18 protein-coding genes are annotated in these 19,521 nt (G+C 68.6%); 14 read left to right on the top strand and 4 right to left on the bottom strand.

Going from position 1 to position 19,521, the window contains the following annotated elements; genetic code table 11:
- Nucleotide 1: 1 nt before the first annotated feature.
- Nucleotides 2-1,921: an adenylate/guanylate cyclase domain-containing protein gene (locus Q8S38_RS09510; RefSeq protein WP_305680176.1), complete on the top strand. Its 1,920-nt coding sequence runs from the start codon at nt 2-4 to the stop codon at nt 1,919-1,921.
- 25 nt (nt 1,922-1,946) lie between these two features.
- Here Q8S38_RS09510 and Q8S38_RS09505 read toward each other — a convergent pair whose 3' ends face one another.
- Nucleotides 1,947-2,531, bottom strand: coding sequence for a hypothetical protein (locus Q8S38_RS09505; protein WP_305680175.1), 585 nt, complete (start codon nt 2,529-2,531; stop codon nt 1,947-1,949).
- A gap of 24 nt (nt 2,532-2,555) precedes the next feature.
- On the opposite strand from Q8S38_RS09505, the gene Q8S38_RS09500 reads away from it, so the two are divergent.
- The 7 genes from Q8S38_RS09500 (at nt 2,556) to Q8S38_RS09470 (ending at nt 10,300) form a co-directional block, all read left to right on the top strand.
- Nucleotides 2,556-3,218 carry a class I SAM-dependent methyltransferase gene (locus tag Q8S38_RS09500; RefSeq protein WP_305680174.1) on the top strand — a complete coding sequence of 221 codons (663 nt, stop codon included), beginning with the start codon at nt 2,556-2,558 and terminating at the stop codon, nt 3,216-3,218.
- The gene (locus Q8S38_RS09495) at nt 3,215-4,456 is read left to right on the top strand and encodes a glycosyltransferase (protein WP_305680173.1); all 1,242 of its coding nucleotides are present in this window, start codon (nt 3,215-3,217) and stop codon (nt 4,454-4,456) included. The genes Q8S38_RS09500 and Q8S38_RS09495 overlap by 4 nt, the downstream gene beginning before the upstream one ends.
- A 35-nt stretch (nt 4,457-4,491) precedes the next feature.
- Nucleotides 4,492-5,787 carry a glycosyltransferase family protein gene (locus Q8S38_RS09490; RefSeq protein ID WP_305680172.1) on the top strand — a complete coding sequence of 432 codons (1,296 nt, stop codon included), beginning with the start codon at nt 4,492-4,494 and terminating at the stop codon, nt 5,785-5,787.
- Between the two features lie 164 nt (nt 5,788-5,951).
- A complete protein-coding gene (gene cobS / locus Q8S38_RS09485) occupies nt 5,952-6,938 on the top strand; it encodes a cobaltochelatase subunit CobS (protein WP_305680171.1) in 987 nt (328 codons plus the stop codon).
- Between the two features lie 14 nt (nt 6,939-6,952).
- Entirely contained in the window at nt 6,953-7,369 is a 417-nt protein-coding gene (locus tag Q8S38_RS09480; RefSeq protein ID WP_305680170.1) for a GNAT family N-acetyltransferase, read from the top strand.
- Entirely contained in the window at nt 7,366-9,267 is a 1,902-nt protein-coding gene (cobT, locus tag Q8S38_RS09475) for a cobaltochelatase subunit CobT (RefSeq protein ID WP_305680169.1), read from the top strand. Before Q8S38_RS09480 ends, cobT begins: the two co-directional genes overlap by 4 nt.
- A 31-nt stretch (nt 9,268-9,298) precedes the next feature.
- Nucleotides 9,299-10,300, top strand: coding sequence for an esterase-like activity of phytase family protein (locus tag Q8S38_RS09470; protein ID WP_305680168.1), 1,002 nt, complete (start codon nt 9,299-9,301; stop codon nt 10,298-10,300).
- A gap of 169 nt (nt 10,301-10,469) precedes the next feature.
- Here Q8S38_RS09470 and rpmB read toward each other — a convergent pair whose 3' ends face one another.
- Nucleotides 10,470-10,757: a 50S ribosomal protein L28 gene (gene rpmB, locus Q8S38_RS09465; protein WP_054142103.1), complete on the bottom strand. Its 288-nt coding sequence runs from the start codon at nt 10,755-10,757 to the stop codon at nt 10,470-10,472.
- A 299-nt stretch (nt 10,758-11,056) separates the two neighbouring features.
- On the opposite strand from rpmB, the gene Q8S38_RS09460 reads away from it, so the two are divergent.
- Entirely contained in the window at nt 11,057-11,881 is an 825-nt protein-coding gene (locus Q8S38_RS09460; protein WP_305680167.1) for a DUF3108 domain-containing protein, read from the top strand.
- A 121-nt stretch (nt 11,882-12,002) separates the two neighbouring features.
- Here the strand turns inward: Q8S38_RS09460 and Q8S38_RS09455 are convergent, their stop codons facing one another.
- Nucleotides 12,003-12,347, bottom strand: a complete 345-nt coding sequence (locus tag Q8S38_RS09455; protein ID WP_305680166.1) for a DMT family transporter — start codon at nt 12,345-12,347, stop codon at nt 12,003-12,005.
- Nucleotides 12,348-12,358: 11 nt separating this feature from the next.
- Nucleotides 12,359-13,543, bottom strand: a complete 1,185-nt coding sequence (locus tag Q8S38_RS09450) for a pyridoxal phosphate-dependent aminotransferase (RefSeq protein ID WP_305680165.1) — start codon at nt 13,541-13,543, stop codon at nt 12,359-12,361.
- A 268-nt stretch (nt 13,544-13,811) separates the two neighbouring features.
- Here Q8S38_RS09450 and Q8S38_RS09445 point away from each other — a divergent pair, with 268 nt between their 5' ends.
- The 5 genes from Q8S38_RS09445 (at nt 13,812) to Q8S38_RS09425 (ending at nt 19,464) form a co-directional block, all read left to right on the top strand.
- Nucleotides 13,812-15,635 carry an IlvD/Edd family dehydratase gene (locus Q8S38_RS09445; RefSeq protein ID WP_305680164.1) on the top strand — a complete coding sequence of 608 codons (1,824 nt, stop codon included), beginning with the start codon at nt 13,812-13,814 and terminating at the stop codon, nt 15,633-15,635.
- 143 nt (nt 15,636-15,778) lie between these two features.
- Nucleotides 15,779-16,681, top strand: a complete 903-nt coding sequence (locus tag Q8S38_RS09440; RefSeq protein ID WP_305680163.1) for a LysR family transcriptional regulator — start codon at nt 15,779-15,781, stop codon at nt 16,679-16,681.
- Between the two features lie 94 nt (nt 16,682-16,775).
- A complete protein-coding gene (locus Q8S38_RS09435; protein ID WP_305680162.1) occupies nt 16,776-17,780 on the top strand; it encodes a tripartite tricarboxylate transporter substrate binding protein in 1,005 nt (334 codons plus the stop codon).
- An 11-nt stretch (nt 17,781-17,791) separates the two neighbouring features.
- Entirely contained in the window at nt 17,792-18,826 is a 1,035-nt protein-coding gene (locus tag Q8S38_RS09430) for a zinc-dependent alcohol dehydrogenase (protein ID WP_305680161.1), read from the top strand.
- Entirely contained in the window at nt 18,823-19,464 is a 642-nt protein-coding gene (locus Q8S38_RS09425) for a hypothetical protein (RefSeq protein WP_305680160.1), read from the top strand. The genes Q8S38_RS09430 and Q8S38_RS09425 overlap by 4 nt, the downstream gene beginning before the upstream one ends.
- Nucleotides 19,465-19,521: the final 57 nt, after the last annotated feature.

The raw sequence follows: 19,521 nt of genomic DNA, 5'->3' as shown, positions 1-19,521 counted from the left end.
CATGAGCCTGCAGCAGACTGCCGGGGGGCGTCGGACCGGCATGGGCGGGGGCATGGACCAGGTTTCGTCCTGGAGCCGCGACATCCGCTTCGCCTCGGGCATGGTCCTGCTGTTTTTCGCCACGACCCATTTCCTCAATCATGCCGCGGGCATCGCCGGCGTCGCGGCGATGGAGGAGGTCCAGTCCTGGCGATACTGGCTCTGGCATTCCTGGTTCGGGACGGTGCTGCTCTATGGCGCGCTGATCGTGCACCCGTTCTTCGCGATGGTGCGCGTCGCGCAGCGGCGGACCTTCAAGATGCCGGCGCGCGAGATGCTGCAGATCGGGCTGGGCCTGGCGATTCCGCTGTTCCTCGTCGACCACATCGTCGGCACGCGGGTGATGGGCAGCCTCTTCCATCTCGACGAGAGCTACCCGGCCGTTCTGCGCCGTCTCTGGCCTGGCCTGGCGACCTCGCAAACCCTGCTGCTGTTGCTGGTCTGGGCGCATGGCATCATCGGCCTGCATTTCACGCTGCGGGCGCGCGACAGCTACCAGCGCTGGCGGGACCCTTTCCTGCTCGGGGCGATCCTGATCCCGGTCCTGTCGCTGATCGGCTTTGCCGTCGGCGGGCGGGAGGCGGCCCGCATGGCGCTGGCGCCCGAATTCGTGACCGATGCCCAGATCGCCATGTTCAACCAGAACGTGACCTGGGCGAAGACGGTGTTCTACGGCCTCGTCGGCAGCTTCGTCCTGTTCGTCGGCATTCGCGAATTCCGGGTCCGGACGACGCGACAGATCACCGTGCGCTTCGTCGGTCATGGCGTCCGCAAGCTCGCGCCCGGTTTGACCGTGCTGGAGATGTTCCGGCGCTTCGGCATTCCCCATGCGGCCCTGTGCGGCGGGCGGGCGCGCTGCGCCACCTGCCGTGTGCTGGTTCTGGATGGCGGCGACGATCTTCCGGCTCCGGGGGCCAATGAAGCCAAGCTGCTGCGGCGGATCGCGGCGCCCGATCGGGTTCGCCTGGCCTGCCAGATCCGGCCGCGGGACGATCTCCAGGTGCAGATCCTTCTGGCCTCGCGGCTGAGCGCGACGACGCCGGGCCAGCTTACGCCCGACACCGGCATGGGCAAGCGCGGTCTGACGGTTCTCGTCGCGGATCTGCGCGCGTTCTCGGCCTTGTCGGCGCGGCAATTGCCGCAGGAGCTGATCGGCCTGCTCAACCGCTTCTTCGACGAGATGGCGCAGGCCATCGCGGCGCATGGCGGGCGCATCGACGCCTTCTATGGCGACGGCTTCATGGCGGTGTTCGGCCTCGAGGGCACGCCGGCCAAGAGCGCGCAGACGGCGATCGCCGCTGCTGGCGACATCGTCCGCGCGGTGGAGGCGCTGAACCGGGAGTTCGGGGCGGCGCTGCCGCTGCCGCTGCGCATCGGCATCGGCATTCACAGCGGCCAGGCGATCACCGGCGCGGTCGAGAACGACAGCCTCGGCCGGCGCGACATCACGGTCGGGGAGACCGTGGCGGTGGCGACGCAACTCGAACTGGCGACGCGCCGTGTTCTGGCCGACATCCTCGTTTCGGAGGACACGATCCGAGCCAGCGGCCGCAGCTATCGCGGCACGACCTCGCTGAAGATCGCGATCCGGGGGCGCGAGAAACCGCTCGGCGCCGTCGGCTTCGCCAGCGCGCCGGAACTGGCCGAGACGCATGAGGATGCGGGCGTTGCAGCCGAAATCGTCGCCGTGTCCGTCGAAGCCGACGCTGAGCCTGGCGATCGGCTCGCGGCTGGAGACGGCACCGTCCGGTTGGCACCGGAGGTCGAGGTGACGGCGCTGGAGACGATGCCAGCCGATCCCGTGCCGGCCAAGGCCCGCAGAGCGCCGCGCAAAAAGGCGGTCGCGCGGCCATCCGAGCCCTCCGACGGCTCCGGCGCCTGAGGCGGTGCCGGCTCTGCGTCCCGCCTCAGGCGGGACCGAAGACGAGGAAGCGCCGGCGGTCGAAGCCGGCGGCCCGCAGCGCCTCGTCGTTGATCGTCAACGCCAGATCGATCGTCGGCGCGGCGTCGCGCGTCGCGGCCAGCGCGCCGATCTGTCCCTGGGCGCGTTCCAGATCGAGCGCGTAGTCGACCACCAACACCTGCGCGTCGGCCGCCAGGGCCAGCAGTTGTGGCGGCGTCGCGCCGCTGCGCCCGAAAGGCTTGAGCGAGAGCCCGAGCAGGATCAGGGCGTAGGGGCCCGGAGGCTCGATCTCGACCTCCTGGAGCTTGGCGGCGCGGTGGCGCAGGCGACAGGGCGCGCCGTTCAGAGTCTCAGCGGCGAAATCCGGGATCTTGGGGTCGATCACGGTCACGCTGTCGGGGCGATGGGTCAGGAAGCCGGTGATCGGCAGGCCGGCGCCGCCGATCTCGACGATATGCGCGCAGGATCGCACCGCATGGGCGGCGAGCACCTGCCGCAGGGCTGCGGCGGGGCTCGCCAGATGGGGCAGGAGCGTGCCGGCGGGCGCGTCGCTGGCCTTTGCCGGCGTGCTTGCATATGGTCCCGCCACCTTCAAACCGCCTCCCGATCCGGCATGACTCACGACACGCCTCCCGACGCCTTCTATGACATTCTGCGCGGCGTCGCAGCCCTCACCGGCAATGGCGTGGTGGCCGATCTCGCGCGCCTCGTCGCCGACGGGATGCCGCAAGATCTCTGGATCGCCTTCAACCACAAGCAGATCGGCTCGAAGCGCTGGCTGGTCGATGCGCTGGCCGACGTCCTGCCGCAGCCGCAGGGGCCGGTCTGGGTGCTCGGCGCCTGGTATGGCGTGCTCGGCGCCCTGCTTCTCGACGACGCGCGGCTGGCGATCCCTGCGGTCGTGAGCGTCGATCTCGACCCGGTCTGCGCGCCGGTCGCAGAGCGGCTGAACCGCCGGCACGTGGCCTCGGGGCATTTCCGCGCGCTAACCGCCGACATGACGACGCTCGATTTCGCCGCGCAGACGCCTGCGCCCGGCCTCGTCATCAACACCAGCTGCGAGCATCTGGTGGATGTGCCCGGCTGGATGTCGACCCTGCCGCACGGGCTGCCGATGCTGCTCCAGTCCAACGACTACGTGCGCGAGCCCGACCATCGGAGCTGCGTGCCCTCGCTCGAAGCGTTTCAGGCGCAGGCGGGGCTGTCGGAGACGTTGTTTGCGGGCGCCTTGCCGACCAAGAACTACACCCGCTTCATGCTGATCGGCCGGCGATGACAACTCCTCGCATCGCCATTGCGATGAAGGGCTATCCGCGGCTGTCGGAGACCTTCATCGCGCAGGAATTGCTGGGTCTGCAGCAGCGCGGCTTGCCTTTCGCGATCTGGTCGCTGCGCCGGCCGACCGATGTCGCCCGCCATCTGATGCACAACCAGATCACCGCGCCGGTGAGCTATCTGCCGGAGTATCTGCATGAGGAGCCGGGCCGCGTCCTGCGCGGCGTGATGTCGGCGCTGCTGCGTCCGGGCTTCCTGTGGCTGCTGCCGGCCTTCCTGCGTGATCTCGCCCGCGACCGCACGCGCAACCGGGTGCGCCGCTTCGGACAGGCCTGCGTCATGGCGCACGAACTGCCGGCCGGGATCACGCATCTGCATGTGCATTACCTGCACACGCCGGCCTCGGTGATCGCTTATGCGGCGGTGCTGCGCGGGATCACCTGGTCGTTCTCGGCCCATGCCAAGGACATCTGGACGACGCCGGACTGGGAGAAGCGCGAGAAGATCGCGGCGGCCGCCTGGGGCGTCACCTGCACGCAGGACGGTTATCGCGAGCTGCAGCGGCTGGCCGACCGCCCGGACAAGGTCGCGCTGGTCTATCACGGGCTGGAGCTGGCGCGCTTTCCGGAGCCGCAGGCCCGGCCGGCCCGCGACGGCAGCCAACCCACCGACCCGGTGCGCTTCGTCACCATCGGCCGCGCGGTCGAGAAGAAGGGCTTCGACGATCTGCTCGCGGCGCTGGCGCAGCTTCCCGCCGGCCTGCACTGGCGCCTGACGCATATCGGCGGCGGCGAGAAGCTGAAGGCGCTGCAGGCGCTCGGTGCCGATCTGGGCATCAGTGACCGCATCACCTGGGCGGGCCCGAAGGCGCAGGGCGATGTCATCGCGGCGCTGCGCGAGGCCGAGCTGTTCGTCCTGCCCTCGAAGCAGGCCGGCGACGGCGACCGCGACGGCCTGCCCAATGTGGTGATGGAGGCGGCGAGCCAGGCGCTGCCGATCGTCGCGACGGACTTCGCCGGGATTCCCGAGTTCGTGCGGGAGGGCCTCGAGGGGCTCCTGGTGCCACCCGGCGACATCGACGCGCTGGCCCGCGCGCTGGCCGAGCTGGCGGCCGACCCCGCACGACGGACGGTGCTGGGGCAGGGCGCGCATCGGCGGCTGACGGGCGCGTTCTCGGCGTCGGCCGGTCTCGACGCGATCGCCGCGCGGCTGCGGGCCTCCGCCGGGCTTTCGCCGTGAGCGCGACCGGCGTGTCGGGCACGGTTCTGATCGCGGTGACGCATCTGCTCGGCAGCGGGCATCTGGTGCGGGCCGCCCATCTCGCCCGGGCGCTCACTGAGGGCGGTTTTGCCGTGACGCTCGCCAGCGGCGGCATGCCGTTGCGGGCGATGGCGGACGAGCCCTTCGCTTTCGTGCAATTGCCGCCGGTGCAGGTCGAGGGCGTCGATTTTCGCAATCTGCTCGACGAGGACGGCCGGCCGATCACGGCCTCGCGACGGGCGGAGCGGCAGGCTGTACTTGCAGGGCTCGCGACGACGCTGCGGCCCGATGTGGTGATCACCGAGCATTTCCCGTTCGGCCGGCGGCAGCTGGCCGACGAATTCCTCGGGCTGATCGCGGCGGCCAAGGCCGCCAACCCGCGCGCCCTGGTGCTGGCTTCCGTCCGCGACGTGCTGGTGACGCCACGGCCGGACCGGATCGCAGAGGCGGAGGCGCGGCTGGCGGAGCTGTTCGACGGCGTCCTCGTGCATGGCGACCGGGATTTCCTGCCGCTGGAGGCGTCCTGGCCCGTCTCGCCCGCGCTCGCGGCACGGCTGCATTACACGGGGTATCTGGCGGCGGTTGCCGCGATAGGCGCGGGGAACCCTCTCCCAAAGGGAGAGGGCAGGGTGAGGGGTCGGCCACCCGACACTGTGGCCGTGACCTCACCGCCTTCGCCATCAGGGCGTAGCCCCGCTGGTCCAGGGGCCGACACCTCACCCCTGCCCCTTTCCTTACAGGAGAGGGGTTCCCCGCGCCTGGCCCGGATGGGTGACGGTTCAGGGGAGATTCTCGTCTCCGGCGGCGGCTCGGGGGCGGCGCTGCCCTTGTTTCGGCTCTCTATCGTTGCGGCGCGGCTCGGCGATCCCTCCCGGTGCTGGCGGATTCTCGCCGGACGGGGTGTTTCCGAGGGTGATTTCGCCGCACTGCGGCAATCGGCCTCGCCAAACGTCATCGTTGAGCGGGCCCGTCCTGACTTCCCGGAGCTGCTGTCCGGTTGTGCGCTGTCGATCAGCCAGGCCGGCTACAACACGGTGCTCGACCTGGTCGAGGCCGGGTGCCGCGCCCTCGTCATGCCGTTCGACGAAGGCGCCGAAACCGAGCAAAACCTGCGCGCGGAGGCGATGGAGCGGGCCGGATTGGCGCGTTGCCTGCGGCTTTCGGGACCGGAAGCGGCTACGGCCGCGTCCTTCGCCACTGCGGTCGCTGCGGCTTTGGCCGGTGACGCCCCTGCCGGCGCGGCGATCGATCGCAATGGGGCGGGCCAGGTCTCGGCCCTCGTGAAGCGGCTGCTGGCGCAGCGTGGCTGACGGGCGTTCGAGGCTTCAGGCATGCCTCTTGCGAACAGCCGACCCGGCGCTTTGCGAATTGCCGCTGCCGGGCTTTGCCTCTAATTAGGGGCATTGCCTCCCTCCTCGGTCGGCGTCGGGACAACCGGTCGGTTTCCGGTCACGCTCCCACGCCCGGAGACTTGATGATGACAACGACGACTGCCGCCGGCCTGCCCGACATGAAGCTGTCGGTGCGCCAGACCTTCGGGATCGATTCGGACCTCGAGGTGCCGGCCTATTCGACGACCGAGGCCCATGTGCCCGATCTCGACCCCGATTACCGTTTCGACCACGACACCACGATCGCGATCCTGGCGGGCTTCGCCCACAACCGGCGCGTGATGATCTCGGGCTATCACGGCACCGGCAAGTCGACCCATATCGAGCAGGTCGCGGCGCGCCTCAACTGGCCCTGCGTGCGCGTGAACCTCGACAGCCACGTCTCCCGTCTCGACCTCGTCGGCAAGGACGCGATCGTGCTGAAGGAAGGCAAGCAGATCACCGAGTTCCAGGACGGCATCCTGCCCTGGGCGCTGCAGAACAACATCGCGCTCGTCTTCGACGAATACGACGCCGGCCGCCCTGATGTGATGTTCGTGATCCAGCGCGTGCTCGAGCAGTCGGGCAAGCTGACGCTGCTCGACCAGAAGCGCGTCATCCGCCCGCACCCCGCCTTCCGGCTCTTCGCCACCGCCAACACGGTCGGTCTCGGCGACACGTCGGGCCTCTATCACGGCACGCAGCAGATCAACCAGGGCCAGATGGACCGCTGGTCGATCGTGACTACGCTGAACTATCTGCCGCATGACAACGAGGTCGAGATCGTGCTGGCGAAGTCGAAGCACTTCCAAGGCACGCCGGAAGGCCGCAGCGTCATCGACAAGATGGTGCGCGTCGCCGACCTGACCCGCAACGCCTTCATGAACGGCGACCTCTCGACCGTGATGAGCCCGCGTACGGTCATCACCTGGGCCGAGAATGCCGCGATCTTCGGCGATATCGGCTTCTCCTTCCGCGTCACCTTCCTCAACAAATGCGACGAGATGGAGCGCACGCTGGTGGCCGAGTTCTACCAGCGCTCCTTCGGCAAGGAACTGCCGGAGAGCGCGGCGAACGTGGTCCTGAGCTGACGGGCGTCCCCGCCATGGCGACCCTCCAGCGCGAAACCGATGTCGCGGCGACGAGGGAGGCCGTTGTCGCCGGGCTCAGCGCCTACAACGCGGCGGTCGTTGGCGCGCGCAACAGCGCGCCGCTGGCGCTCAGCCTGCGCGACGATGACGGCGTGATCGTCGGTGGGCTGATCGGCGAGCTGAAGTGGGAGTGGCTCCATGTCGATCTGCTCTGGATCGACGCGGGGCATCGCGGGAAGGGCCATGGCGAGGCCCTGGTCGCCATGGCCGAGAGTGCCGCGCGCGAGCATGGCGCGCGGGGCGTCTATCTGAGTACGATGAGCCTCCAGGCGCCGGATTTCTATCCGAAGCTGGGCTATCGGCAATATGGCGTGATGGAGGACTATCCCGTCGCGGGCCACCGGATCCACCATTTCGCGAAGGCGCTATGACCCTTTCAAACCGCAAGCCGGGCACGACCAAGGAAGCGCCAGCCGAGCCGCTGAAGCGCGCGATCTCCTCGACGATGAAGGCAATCGCCCGCAAGCCGGAGATGGAGATCGTCTTCGCGGCCGATAAACCCTCGCTGGTCGGCGACCGCGCCCGCCTGCCCGAGCCGCCGCGCAAGTTGACGGCGCAGGACATCGCGATTCTGCGCGGCCATTCCGATTCGATGGCGCTGCGGCTGGCCTGTCACGACGCCAGCGTGCATCGCCGCGCCGCGCCCGAGGGGGATGCGGCACGTGCCGTGTTCGACGCCGTCGAGCAGGCGCGCGTCGAATGCGTCGGCTCGCGGCGGATGGCCGGTATGGCCGGCAACATCACTGCCATGCTGGAGGATCGCTACCATCGCGGCGGGCGCTATGAGGAGATCACCGACCGCGCGGACGCGCCGCTAGAGGACGCTCTCGCCCTGATGGTGCGCGAGCGGCTCACCGGCTTGAAGCCGCCCAAGGCGGCCGAGAAGCTGGTCGATCTCTGGCGCGAGCAGATCGAGACCAAGGCCGGCGGCGATCTCGATCGCCTTGCGAAAGCGGTCGAGGACCAGCGCGCCTTCGCCCGCACGGTGCGCGACATGCTGGCCTCTCTCGACATGGCCGAGCAGACCTCGCAGGGCGAGGATTCGGATGAGGACGAGGACAACAAGGACCAGTCCTCCGAAGAACAGCAGCAGCAGGACGGCGAGGCCGAACAGGAAAGCGCCGGCGAGCGCTCCGAGGTCGAGGTCTCGGATGATGCCACCGAGGAGCTGCAGGAGGGGGCCAGCGAAGCCTCCGACGCGCCCTCGGGCGACTGGGACGATGAGGACGAGAACTCGGAAGCCGACGAGGCCGGCGAGGCGCCGCGCCCGCGCGAGTCCAAGAACGACGGCCGGCCGCAGACCGACTACAAGCCCTATACGGTCAAGTTCGACGAGGTCGTCACGGCGGAAGACCTCTGCGACGCCGAGGAGCTGACGCGGCTGCGGGCCTATCTCGACAAGCAGCTCGCCCATCTGCAGGGCGTCGTCGCGCGGCTTGCCAACCGGCTGCAGCGGCGACTGATGGCGCAGCAGAATCGCTCCTGGCAGTTCGACCTCGAGGAGGGTGCGCTCGATCCGGCACGCCTGCCGCGCATCATCATCGACCCCTATCAGCCGCTCTCGTTCCGACAGGAATCGGACGTCAATTTTCGCGATACGGTGGTGACGCTGCTGATCGACAATTCCGGCTCGATGCGCGGGCGGCCGATCACTGTCGCCGCCACCTGCGCCGATATTCTCGCTCGCACGCTGGAGCGCTGCGGCGTCAAGGTCGAATTGCTCGGCTTCACCACGCGGGCCTGGAAGGGCGGGCTGTCGCGCGAGAGCTGGCTGCAATCGGGCAAGCCCGCCAATCCCGGCCGCCTCAACGATCTCAGGCACATCATCTACAAGGCGGCGGATGCGCCCTGGCGGCGCGCGCGCAAGAATCTCGGCCTGATGATGCGCGAGGGGCTGCTCAAGGAGAACATAGACGGCGAGGCGCTGGACTGGGCGCATAAGCGCATCCTGGCCCGGCCGGAGCAGCGCAAGATCCTGATGGTGATCTCGGACGGCGCGCCGGTCGACGATTCGACGCTGTCGGTGAACGCCGGCAATTATCTTGAGCGGCATCTGCGCCACATCATCGCGGAGATCGAGACGCGCTCGCCGGTCGAACTGATCGCCATCGGCATCGGTCACGACGTCACCCGCTACTACCGGCGCGCCGTCACCATCGTCGATGCCGAGGAACTCGGCGGGGTGATGACCGAAAAGCTCGCGGAGCTGTTCGAGGAGGATGCGGGGCTGAACGCCAAGCCATCGCGCGGGTCACGGCGGCGGCAGTGAGCGCAGCTTTCCCTTCAGGCGCTTCGTTTCCATGCGTCTGACCCGTCGCTCCGCGCTCGGCGGACTCGGAGCGCTCGCCGTCAGTCCCTGTGCCCTGGCCGAAGCGTCCGAAACCGGCGCCATTCCCGTCGCCATCTCCGCCCGGCCGATCGCCGCTTTCGAGCCGCGGAATCCCGAGAAGACGCGCTTCGGCCAACTCGTCTTCCGAAGCGGGCTGGTGTTGAGCGGCAGTCACGCGCGGTTTGGCGGATTGTCGGGCTTGTGGCGCAGCGCGAATGGTCGCGATCTGGTCGCGGTCACCGATAACGGATTCTGGTTGACGGCGAAGCTCGCCGCCAGGGACGGCCGCCTGACCGGGCTCGTGGGGGCGGAACTCTCCCCGATCCTCGGCACGTCAGGCAAGCCGCTGCACCGCTCGCGCTACTACGACACCGAGAGCCTCTGCATCGCCGATGGCGTGGCCTATCTGGGCGTCGAGCGGACGCATGACGTGCTGCGCTTCGACTGGGCGGGCGAGGGCGTGATGGCGCGGGCGCGGCTCGTGCCGGTGCCGCGCGAGGCCAAGCGCCTGCCCGACAACCGGGGGCTCGAGGCGATCGGGGTGGTGCCCGCGGGGCAGCCGCTGGCGGGTGCCATCGTGGCGATCTCCGAGCGCTCGGGCAGCGACGACGAGCCGACGCTCGGTGTCATCCTCGGCCGCCAGCCAGGCCTGTTCCAGGTGGCCCGGCATGGCGGTTTCGACATCACCGACCTCGCCTTCCTGCCCAATGGCGACATGCTGCTGCTGGAGCGCTGGTATCGCACGCTGCGCGGCGTCGGCATGCGGATCCGTCGCGTGCCGGCGGTCAGCCTGAAGGCCGGTGCGGTGCTCGACGGGCCAACCCTGATCCAGGCCGATCTCGGACAGGAGATCGACAACATGGAGGGGCTTTCGGTGCATCAGGAGGGCGCGAAGACCGTGCTCACGCTGATCTCCGACGACAATTTCTCGATCCTGCAGCGGACTGTACTGCTGGAATTCGAGCTCACCTGACGGCGGCTACGTCCGGCCCACACCACGTCATGCTCGGGCGCAGACCCGAGCATCTCTCCCCGGAGATTCTCGGGTCCGCGCTTCGCTCCGCCCGAGAATGACGAGCCTTTCCCAAACGAAAAAAGCGGCCTCGCGGCCGCTTCGTTTCGTCCGGAAGAGACGTCCCCGCTCAGGCGGTGGCGAGCTTCTTCTCGATGTCGCGCTTCAGCGTCAGGGCGCCGGTCGACAGGTCGGCAGCCGGGGCCTTGACCAGGAAGGCGTCGAGGCCGCCGCGGTGATCGACCGTGCGCAGCGCGTTGGCGGAGATCCGCAGACGCACCGAGCGACCGAGCGCATCGGACTGCAGGGTGACGTTGACCAGGTTCGGACGGAACACGGTCTTCGTCTTGTGGTTCGAGTGGCTGACGAGGTGGCCGGTCTGGGTGGCTTTCCCGGTCAGTTCGCAACGGCGCGCCATGGTATCGTTCCCTAAATCAACCGGCTGGCTCAAACAAAAATGCCGACACGCGACGTGCCGGACATGAGCACCGGAAGTCAAATTGAAGTCGCGGTTGCATAGCCAAGGCTGGCAGGCGCGTCAAGGAAAAGTCGTGCAGGGTCCGTCGATCCCGTACCCGTGATGCGGGTGGAGCCGGGCGGGCTGCATTGCTGCTCGCCAAGCCTCGCGAAAAGGGTCACGATTCAGACCGAATCGCCATGCATGTCTCACCCCATTGCTCGGCTTGTCCCAATGCTCGCTCAGCCCGGAGGAAGTGGATGAAACCCGCCATCGCATTGTCCCTGGCCGGGTGCATTCTCGCCATCGGCGGCGCTGTCGCAGCCCCCACCGCCCGCGCCGCCTCGCTCGATGCGCGCTATGACGTGTCGCTGCTGGGCCTGACGCTGGGCACCGCCAGCCTGACCGGCGGCATCGACGGCTCCGCCTACAAGCTCGATCTCACCGCCAAGCTGACCGGGCTGATCGGCGGCTTCACGGGTGGGCGCGGCTCGGGCGCCGCGAGCGGCAGCCTCAACGGCGTGAAATTGTCGCCGGCGAACTTCGCCGTCAGTTCCGCCAGTTCCAGCGAGAGCCGCACCGTGCGCATGGCGCTCGACGCCAACAGCGTCGCGGCGGTCGAGATCGAGCCGCCGATCGACGCCAAAGCCGACCGGGTGCCGCTGAACGACGGGCATCGGCGCAACATCATCGATCCGCTCAGCGCCTTCCTGATGCCGGTGAACGGCAAGGGCCTGGCGAACGCCTGCAACCGCACGCTGCAGATCTTCGACGGGGCGGCGCGCTACGACATTAAGCTCAGCCCTGCCGGCACGCGCGAGGTCAAGCTCGAGGGCTATAGCGGCCCTGTCGCGGTCTGCCAGGTGCGCTATGTGCCGATCGCCGGCCATCGCGCCCTGCGGCCGAGCACGAAGTTCATGACCGAGAACAAGGACATCAGCACCTGGCTCGCGCCGGTGGCCGGCACCAATCTGATGGTGCCCGTGCGCGTCTCGGTGAAGACGATGATCGGCACCGCGGTGCTCGAAGCCTCGAGCTTCAAGGTCGATCCGGGCGTGACGGCGAGCGCTGCGAAGCGGGACTGAGGCGGACGGCGTCTTGCTCGGGCTGGACCCGAGCATCTCATGCCGAACGCGGCGCCGTAGCTTCATCCTGACGGAGATTCTCGGGTCTGCGCTTTGCTTCGCCCGAGAATGACGCTTGGCGTCAATGCGCTGTCGATTTCGAGAACAGGTTGATCACCAGCACGCCGGCAACGATCAGGCCCATCCCGATGATCGCTGGCGCATCGAGCTTCTGGCCGAACAGCACCCTGGCGATGATGCTGATCATGATGATGCCGACGCCCGACCAGATCGCATAGGCGACGCCGACGGGGATCGTCCGCAGGGTCAGCGTCAGGAAATAGAAGGCGCTGAGAAAGGCGGCCAGCATGATCAGCGTCGGCACGGGCCGCGTGAACTCGTTCGACGCCTTGAGCGCCGAGGTGCCGATGACCTCGCTGACGATCGCGGCCGCCAGATAGAGATAGCTCGCGCTGCTGAAGGTCATCGGTCTCTGGCTCAGGTGGCTTTGTGGTCTGTCAGGAACGTGCCCATGCGCGCGAGCGCGCGCTCGATATTCACAAGCGAATTGGCGTAGGAAAGGCGGATATAGCCCTCGCCATGGACGCCGAAATCGGGCCCGCCGATCGTGGCGACGCCAGCTTCCTCCAGCAGCGCCGAGGCGAGTTTCTTCGCCTTCCAGCCGGTCTGCGAGACGTTCGGGAAGGCGTAGAATGCGCCCTTGGGCACGATGCAGGAGATGCCGGGCAGGGCGTTGAGCCCCTTCACCACCGCCTTCCGGCGCGTGTCGAACTCGGCCAGCATCATGCCGACCGCGTCCTGCGGGCCGGTGAGCGCCGCGAGACCGGCCCATTGGGCGGGGGCGTTGACGCAGGAGTGCGAATTCACCGCGAGCTTGCGGGCGTTGTCATAGAGGGGCTTGGGCCAGACCGACCAGCCCATGCGCCAGCCGGTCATGGCATAGGTCTTCGACCAGCCATTGAGCAGGATCAGCCGGTCCCGGATTTCGGGGTAGGACAGCAGGCAGACATGCTGCTCTCCGTCATAGAGCATCTGGTCGTAGATCTCGTCGGACATGATCGCGACGTCGGGGAATTTGGCGAGGCCGGCGACGAGCTTGTCGACTTCGGTCTTGGGCGTGACGCCGCCGGTCGGGTTGGCCGGCGAGTTGATGATCAACAGCCGGGTCTTGGGCGTGATCAGCGCCAGCGTTTCCTCGGCCGAGAAGGCGAAGCCGTTCTCCTCGCGGATCGGCACCGGAACCGGCGTCGCGCCGGTGTATTCGATCATCGAGCGGTAGATCGGGAACCCGGGGTCGGGATAGAGGATTTCGGCACCGGGCTCGCCGAACATCAGGATCGCCATGAACATGGTGACCTTGCCGCCGGGCACGATCATCACGCTCTCGGGCGACACCTCGACCTGGAAGCGCTTGTGCAGATCAGCCGCGACCGCCTCGCGCAGCGGCAGGATGCCGTTGGCGGGCGTATAGCCATGGTGGCCGTCGCGCAGCGCCTTCACCGCGGCCTCGACGATGTGGTCGGGCGTCGGGAAGTCGGGCTGGCCGATGCCGAGATTGATGATGTCCTTGCCCTGTCGCTGCAATTCCGTGGCGCGCGCCAGCACGGCGAAGGCGTTTTCCTCGCCGATGCGGGCGAAGGACGGGACGACATGGAGTGTCATGGCGGGCTTCCTCGGGCTGGATCGCGACACGGCCCGCTCTTGCCGGGGCCTTGTCTTTGTCTTGGCTTCAAATCGCCGCGGCTGGCAAGCACCGCCGATGGCGACGACATTATTGCATGCTGTATGCAGGGCGCGTAAATAGTATGACTATCCCGCGAGCCGGCTCTTGCCCGGGGCCGGGCGATGGGCATGATGAGCCTGTCTCACATTGGTTGAATGAGATCGACAAGCGGCCGTCAGTGTCGCGTCGCGCGAGAGGAAGACGAGGATGGCCAAGACTCCCGTAGGCAAGAAGCCTGTCCGCAAGATCAAGCCCGAGCAGCTGCGCTCGAAGGCCTGGTTCGACAATCCCGCCAATGCCGACATGACCGCGCTTTACATCGAGCGCACGATGAATTTCGGCCTGTCGCGCGACGAGCTGCAGTCCGGCCGGCCGATCATCGGCATCGCCCAGACGGGGTCCGACATCGCGCCCTGCAACCGCCACCATATCGAGCTGGCGCATCGCGTCCGCGACGGTATCCGCGAGCGCGGCGGCGTGCCCTTCGAGTTCCCGATCCACCCGATCCAGGAAACCTGCAAGCGCCCGACCGCGAGCCTCGATCGCAACCTGCAATATCTCTCGCTGGTGGAAATCCTCTACGGCTATCCGCTCGACGGCGTCGTGCTGACGACGGGCTGCGACAAGACCACCCCGGCGCAGATCATGGCGGCGGCGACGGTGGACATTCCGGCGATCGCCCTGCCGGGCGGGCCGATGCTGAACGGCAATTTCCGCGGCGAGCGCACCGGCTCGGGCACGATCGTCTGGAAGGCCCGTCAGATGATGGCCGCCGGCGAGATCGACTACAAAGGCTTCGTCGAGCTCGTCGCCTCGTCGGCGCCGTCGGCCGGGCACTGCAACACCATGGGCACGGCCTCGACCATGAACTCGCTCGCCGAGGCGATGGGCATGACGCTGCCCGGCGGCGCCGCGATTCCCGCGCCCTATCGCGACCGCTACGAGATGGCCTATCTCACCGGCAAGCGCATCGTCGACATGGTCTGGGAGAACCTCATCCCCTCCAAGATCCTGACGCGCGAAGCCTTCGAGAACACCATCGTCGTCAACTCGGCGATCGGCGGCTCGACCAATGCGCCGATCCACGTCAACGCCATCGCCAAGCATATCGGCGTCGCCCTCGACAACGAGGACTGGACGACGATCGGCTACGACGTGCCGCTGCTGGTCAATCTCCAGCCGGCCGGCGAGTATCTCGGCGAGGATTACTATCGGGCCGGCGGCGTCCCCGCCGTGGTGGCGGAGCTCGTCGCCAAGGGCAAGATCAAGCCGGCGCTGACCGTCAATGGCCGGACCCTGGCGGAGAACTGCGAGGGCTTCTTCTCCGAGGACCGGCGCGTCATCAAGACTTATGACGAGCCGATGAAGGCGCAGTCGGGCTTCCTCAACATCTCCGGCAATCTGTTCGATTCCGCGATCATGAAGACCAGCGTGATCACGCCGGAGTTCCGCAAGCGCTATCTGGAGAACCCCAAGGACCCCAACGCCTTCGAGGGCCGCGCCATCGTCTTCGACGGGCCGGAGGACTACCACCACCGCATCGACGATCCGGCGCTCGCCATCGACGAGCACTGCATCCTCTTCATCCGCGGCGTCGGGCCGATCGGCTATCCGGGCGCGGCGGAGGTGGTGAACATGCGGCCGCCGGATTACCTGATCAAGAAGGGCGTGACCGCGCTCGCCTGCGTCGGCGACGGGCGCCAGTCGGGCACATCCGGGTCGCCGTCGATCCTGAACGCGTCGCCGGAAGCGGCGACGGGCGGCGGGCTCGCCTTGCTCAGGACAGGCGACAAGGTCCGCATCGATCTGACCAAGCGCTCGGCCGATATCCTGATCTCGGAGGAGGAACTCGAGAAGCGCCGCGCGGCGCTGAAGGCGGCGGGCGGCTACAAATACCCGAAGAGCCAGACGCCCTGGCAGGAAATCCAGCGCAAGATCGTCGGCGAACTGTCGGAGGGCATGGTGCTGAAGCCGGCGGTCAAGTACCAGAAGATCCACAAGAAGTTCGGCATCCCGCGCGACAATCACTGAGCTTCGGCTTCCGGGCCTCGACACAGTCCTGGTCCTGTCGGCCGGCCCGCGGAGCGGCGCCGGGCGGCGGGGTGGGCGGTCTCGACCGGCGATCGCTCGCGGGGGCGGTCGTCGTCGCCCGTGCTTTCCGGGATCGCCGCGCCATGCTGCTCACGCTCCGGCAGATCGAGGTCTTCCGCGCCGTGATGCGAACCCGCACCATGGTCGGTGCGGCGCGAGAACTCGGCATCGCCCAGCCCACCGTCACCAAGATGATCCGGCGCATTGAGGATGTCTGCGCGTTCGCGCTGTTCGAGCGGCATGGCGGGCGGCTGACGCCGACAGCCGAGGCGCATCGGCTGCTCGGCGAGGTCGAGCGCGCCTTCGATCAGCTCGAGGGCGCTCTCGCGCGGGCGTTGAAACTCGCCCGCGCCGATACCGGCTCGTTTCGGCTGGGGGGCTCGCCCAGCGTCGGGCGGGTCCTGATCATCCGTGCGGCGGCGCGTCTGCTGGCGGACCATGCCGGGCTGAGCCTGCATGTCGACATCCTCTCGGTCAGCCAGGTGATGGACTATCTGCTCTCGGGCCAGGGCGAGAGCGCCGTGACCCTGTTCCCGATCCTGCATGCGGACATCCGCAGCGTCAGTGTCGGTTGCGCGCCGGCGGTCGCGGTCTGCCCGCGGGGCTGGCCGCTGGCATCGCAGGCCCAACTGGCGCCCGCAGCCCTGGCCGACGTGCCGCTGATCGTTTTCGAGCCGCAATCGGTCCATGGCCGGGTCGTCGACGCCGTTCTGCGCGATGGCGGGGTGGTGCCGGGCCGCACCCATGTCGCGCGCTTCGCCGAGACGGCGATCGGGTTCGCCGAGGCAGGGCTGGGGCTCGCCATCGTCGACCGCTTCAGCGCGCTTGCCGCCGACCGCGGCCGCGTGGCCGTGCTACCGCTCGACCACCCGGCGAGCTACGAGGTCTACCTGCATCGCCATGCCGAGCGGGCGCGCAGCCGGCTGCTGCAGCGGTTCGAGAGCGCCTTGCGGGCGGAGATTGCGACGATCGCCGCCGAAGCATAGCCTCAGGCTATCGATCCGCGCAGATTTCGCTGTTGTCGCATCTGGGGATCGATGGCCTTGTCGTGGCCAAGGACGATCAGGGAGGATCGCTACGATGAGCATGCCGCAGACTGACGCTTCCGTTTCACTCAACCGCCGCGACGTGCTCGCCAGCGCGCTCGGTCTGCTCGCGGCAGCCGCCGCGGGGCCGGCCCGGGCCCAGGCCTATCCGGCCCGGGCGATGCAGATCATCGTCCCGTTTGCGGCCGGCGGCGGCGTCGATGTCGTCACGCGCGTCGTTGCGGAGGCGGCCGGCGCCGTCCTGAAGCAACGCTTCGTCATCGAGAACCGCGGCGGGGCCGCGACCATGCTCGGCTCGCAGGCGGTCGCCAAGGCCGATCCGGACGGCTACACGCTGCTCGCCGCACCGACGACGATGGTGATCAACCCCGCGCTGAAGGCGAGCGTGCCGTTCGATTGGGAGAGGGATTTCGTTCCCGTCGCGATGATCGCGAAACTGCCCTTCGTCGTGGTCGCCGGCAAGGCCTATCCGGCAAGCACGATGAAGGAGTTGGAGGCGGTCGGAAAGTCGGGCAAGGACCCGATCACCTTCGGCTCGGGCGGCGCCGGCACGGTGGCCCATCTCGCCGGCGAGTTCTTCGGCATCGTCTCGGGCGCGCAGGTCCAGCATGTCAGCTATCGCGGCGAGGCCCCGGCGCTGAATGACGCGATCAGCGGCAACATCAGCGTGATGTTCTGCACGCTCGCGGCGGCGTCCAGCCACATCAAGGGCGGCACCTTGAAGGCTCTCGGCGTCACCACGGCCAAGCGCACCGCCCTGCTGCCCGAGGTCCCGACCGTGGCGGAGCAGGGCTATGCCGGCTACGACCTGTCCGCCTGGGTGGCGCTGGTGGCGCCCAAGGGCACCCCGGCCGCCGTCGTCGAGGTCTTGAACGACGCCGTCAACGCCGCGCTGCGGAAGCCCGAGATCAAATCCCGCCTCATCGAGATCGGCGCCGAGCCGGCGCCGGGCAGCGCCGCCGATCTCGGTGCCTATATGGCGAAGGACGCGAAGATCTGGGCCGGTGTGGTCAAGACCGCGTCGATCAAGGTCGACTGAAGAGCTCCGTCATGCTGGCCTTGCGAAAGCTCGCCCCGACGCCGGGCATCGCGCTCTGCGACGCGCCCGAACCTGGCGCGCCCGGTCCCGGCGAAGTCCTGCTGGCGATCGGCGCGGCGGGGATCTGCGGCACCGATCTGCACATCGCCGACTGGACGGCCGGCTATGAGGCGATGACGGCCGCCATGCCGGTCACGCTCGGGCACGAGTTTTCCGGGCGCGTGGTCGCCGCCGGGGCCGGCGTTTCCGCGCTCGCTGTCGGAACCCGCGTCGTCGCCCGCCCCTCCGTCGTCTGCGGCGTCTGCGCGTCCTGCCGCGGCGGGCGCTCGCAGGACTGCATGGCCCGGACCGGCATGGGCGTCGGCTGCAATGGCGGCTTCGCCGCGCAGGTCGTGGCGCCGGCCGAAAACTGCGTCGCCGTGCCCGACGGTCTCGACGATGCGCTCGCCGCCCTGACCGAGCCGATGACCGTCTGCGCCGAGGCCGTCGATACGGCCGGGGTCCAGCCGGGCGATACGGTCCTGGTCATCGGCCCCGGCACGATCGGCCAGGGCATCGCGCTGTTTGCGCAGGCGGCGGGCGCGGCGCGCGTCGTGATCGCCGGTCGCGACGATGCCGCCCGTCTCGCCACGCTGCGGGCCCTGGGCTTTCCCGACACCGTCGACACGGCCGGCAGGAGCCTCAGCGGGGCCCTCGCGGCCGCCGGCCTGCCCAGCCGCTTCGACGTCGTCATCGAGGCGGCCGGCGTGCCGGCGCTGGTGCCCGAAGCGCTCGAACTGCTGGCGCTGCGCGGCGTGCTGACGATCTGCGGCATTCACGCCCGGCCGGCCATGATCGATCTGACCAAGCTGGTGCGTCGCCACCAGCAGATCCGCGGCAGCTACCGCGCGCCGCTGGAGACCTGGCCACGCGTGATCGCGTTCCTCGCGGCCGACCCGCAGCGCATGAGGCTCCTGATCAGCGAGGCCGTGCCGCTCGCCGACGCGGTCGCTGCCTTTGCGCGGGCCAAGAGCCGGACGGCTTCGAAGATCATGCTGCTGCCGTGACGGGTGTCGCGCATGGTCGTGGCGGCTGTCAGGGCGAGGCGTTCCTGATCCTCGCCAATGGCGTCGCCGCGCATCGTCGGCGGGCGTATGAGAACTGGCACAGCTTCGAGCATGTGCCGGAACGGTTGACGATGCCGGGCTTCCTGGCGGGCCGACGCTATGTCGCGGGCCGCGGGGCGGCGACGCGCTACCTCACCGTCTACGATCTCGCCGGCGTCGAGGCGGTCGAAACACCGGCCTACAGGCAGCTGCTGGCCCATCCGACGCCGGCCTCGCTGTCGATGCGGCCGGCGATGAGCGCGGTCGTGCGGGGACTTTATCGCGCCGATGGCCAATCCGGCGCGGGGCTGGCGCGGCATCTCGGCTGGCTGACATGGCGCGGCGGCGATCAGCGCGTGCTGATCGATCTCCCAGGCCGCGACGGCATCGTCTCGGTCAGGCTCGGCACGAGCCGCGTGACGGCGCCTCACCCCGCCTTTCCGCCGACGCCGGCCGACGCGGCCGAGCACCGCGTCGCCCTGATCGGCGGCACCGAGCGCCGGAGTCTGCAGCGGGTTCTGGCGGGACTGATCGCTGAGCCCAGCATGGGCGCAGGCCTGATCGATCACGGGCTGTTCGATCTGATCCTGGCCTATTGAGCGGCATCTCCATGTCGCGCGCGCATTGGCGTTGGCCCAATCGCGCCCGGAATTCGG

The organism is Allobosea sp. (assembly GCF_030695125.1).
GTDB lineage: Bacteria > Pseudomonadota > Alphaproteobacteria > Rhizobiales > Beijerinckiaceae > Allobosea.
This window is presented reverse-complemented; position numbering and strand designations above follow the sequence as displayed.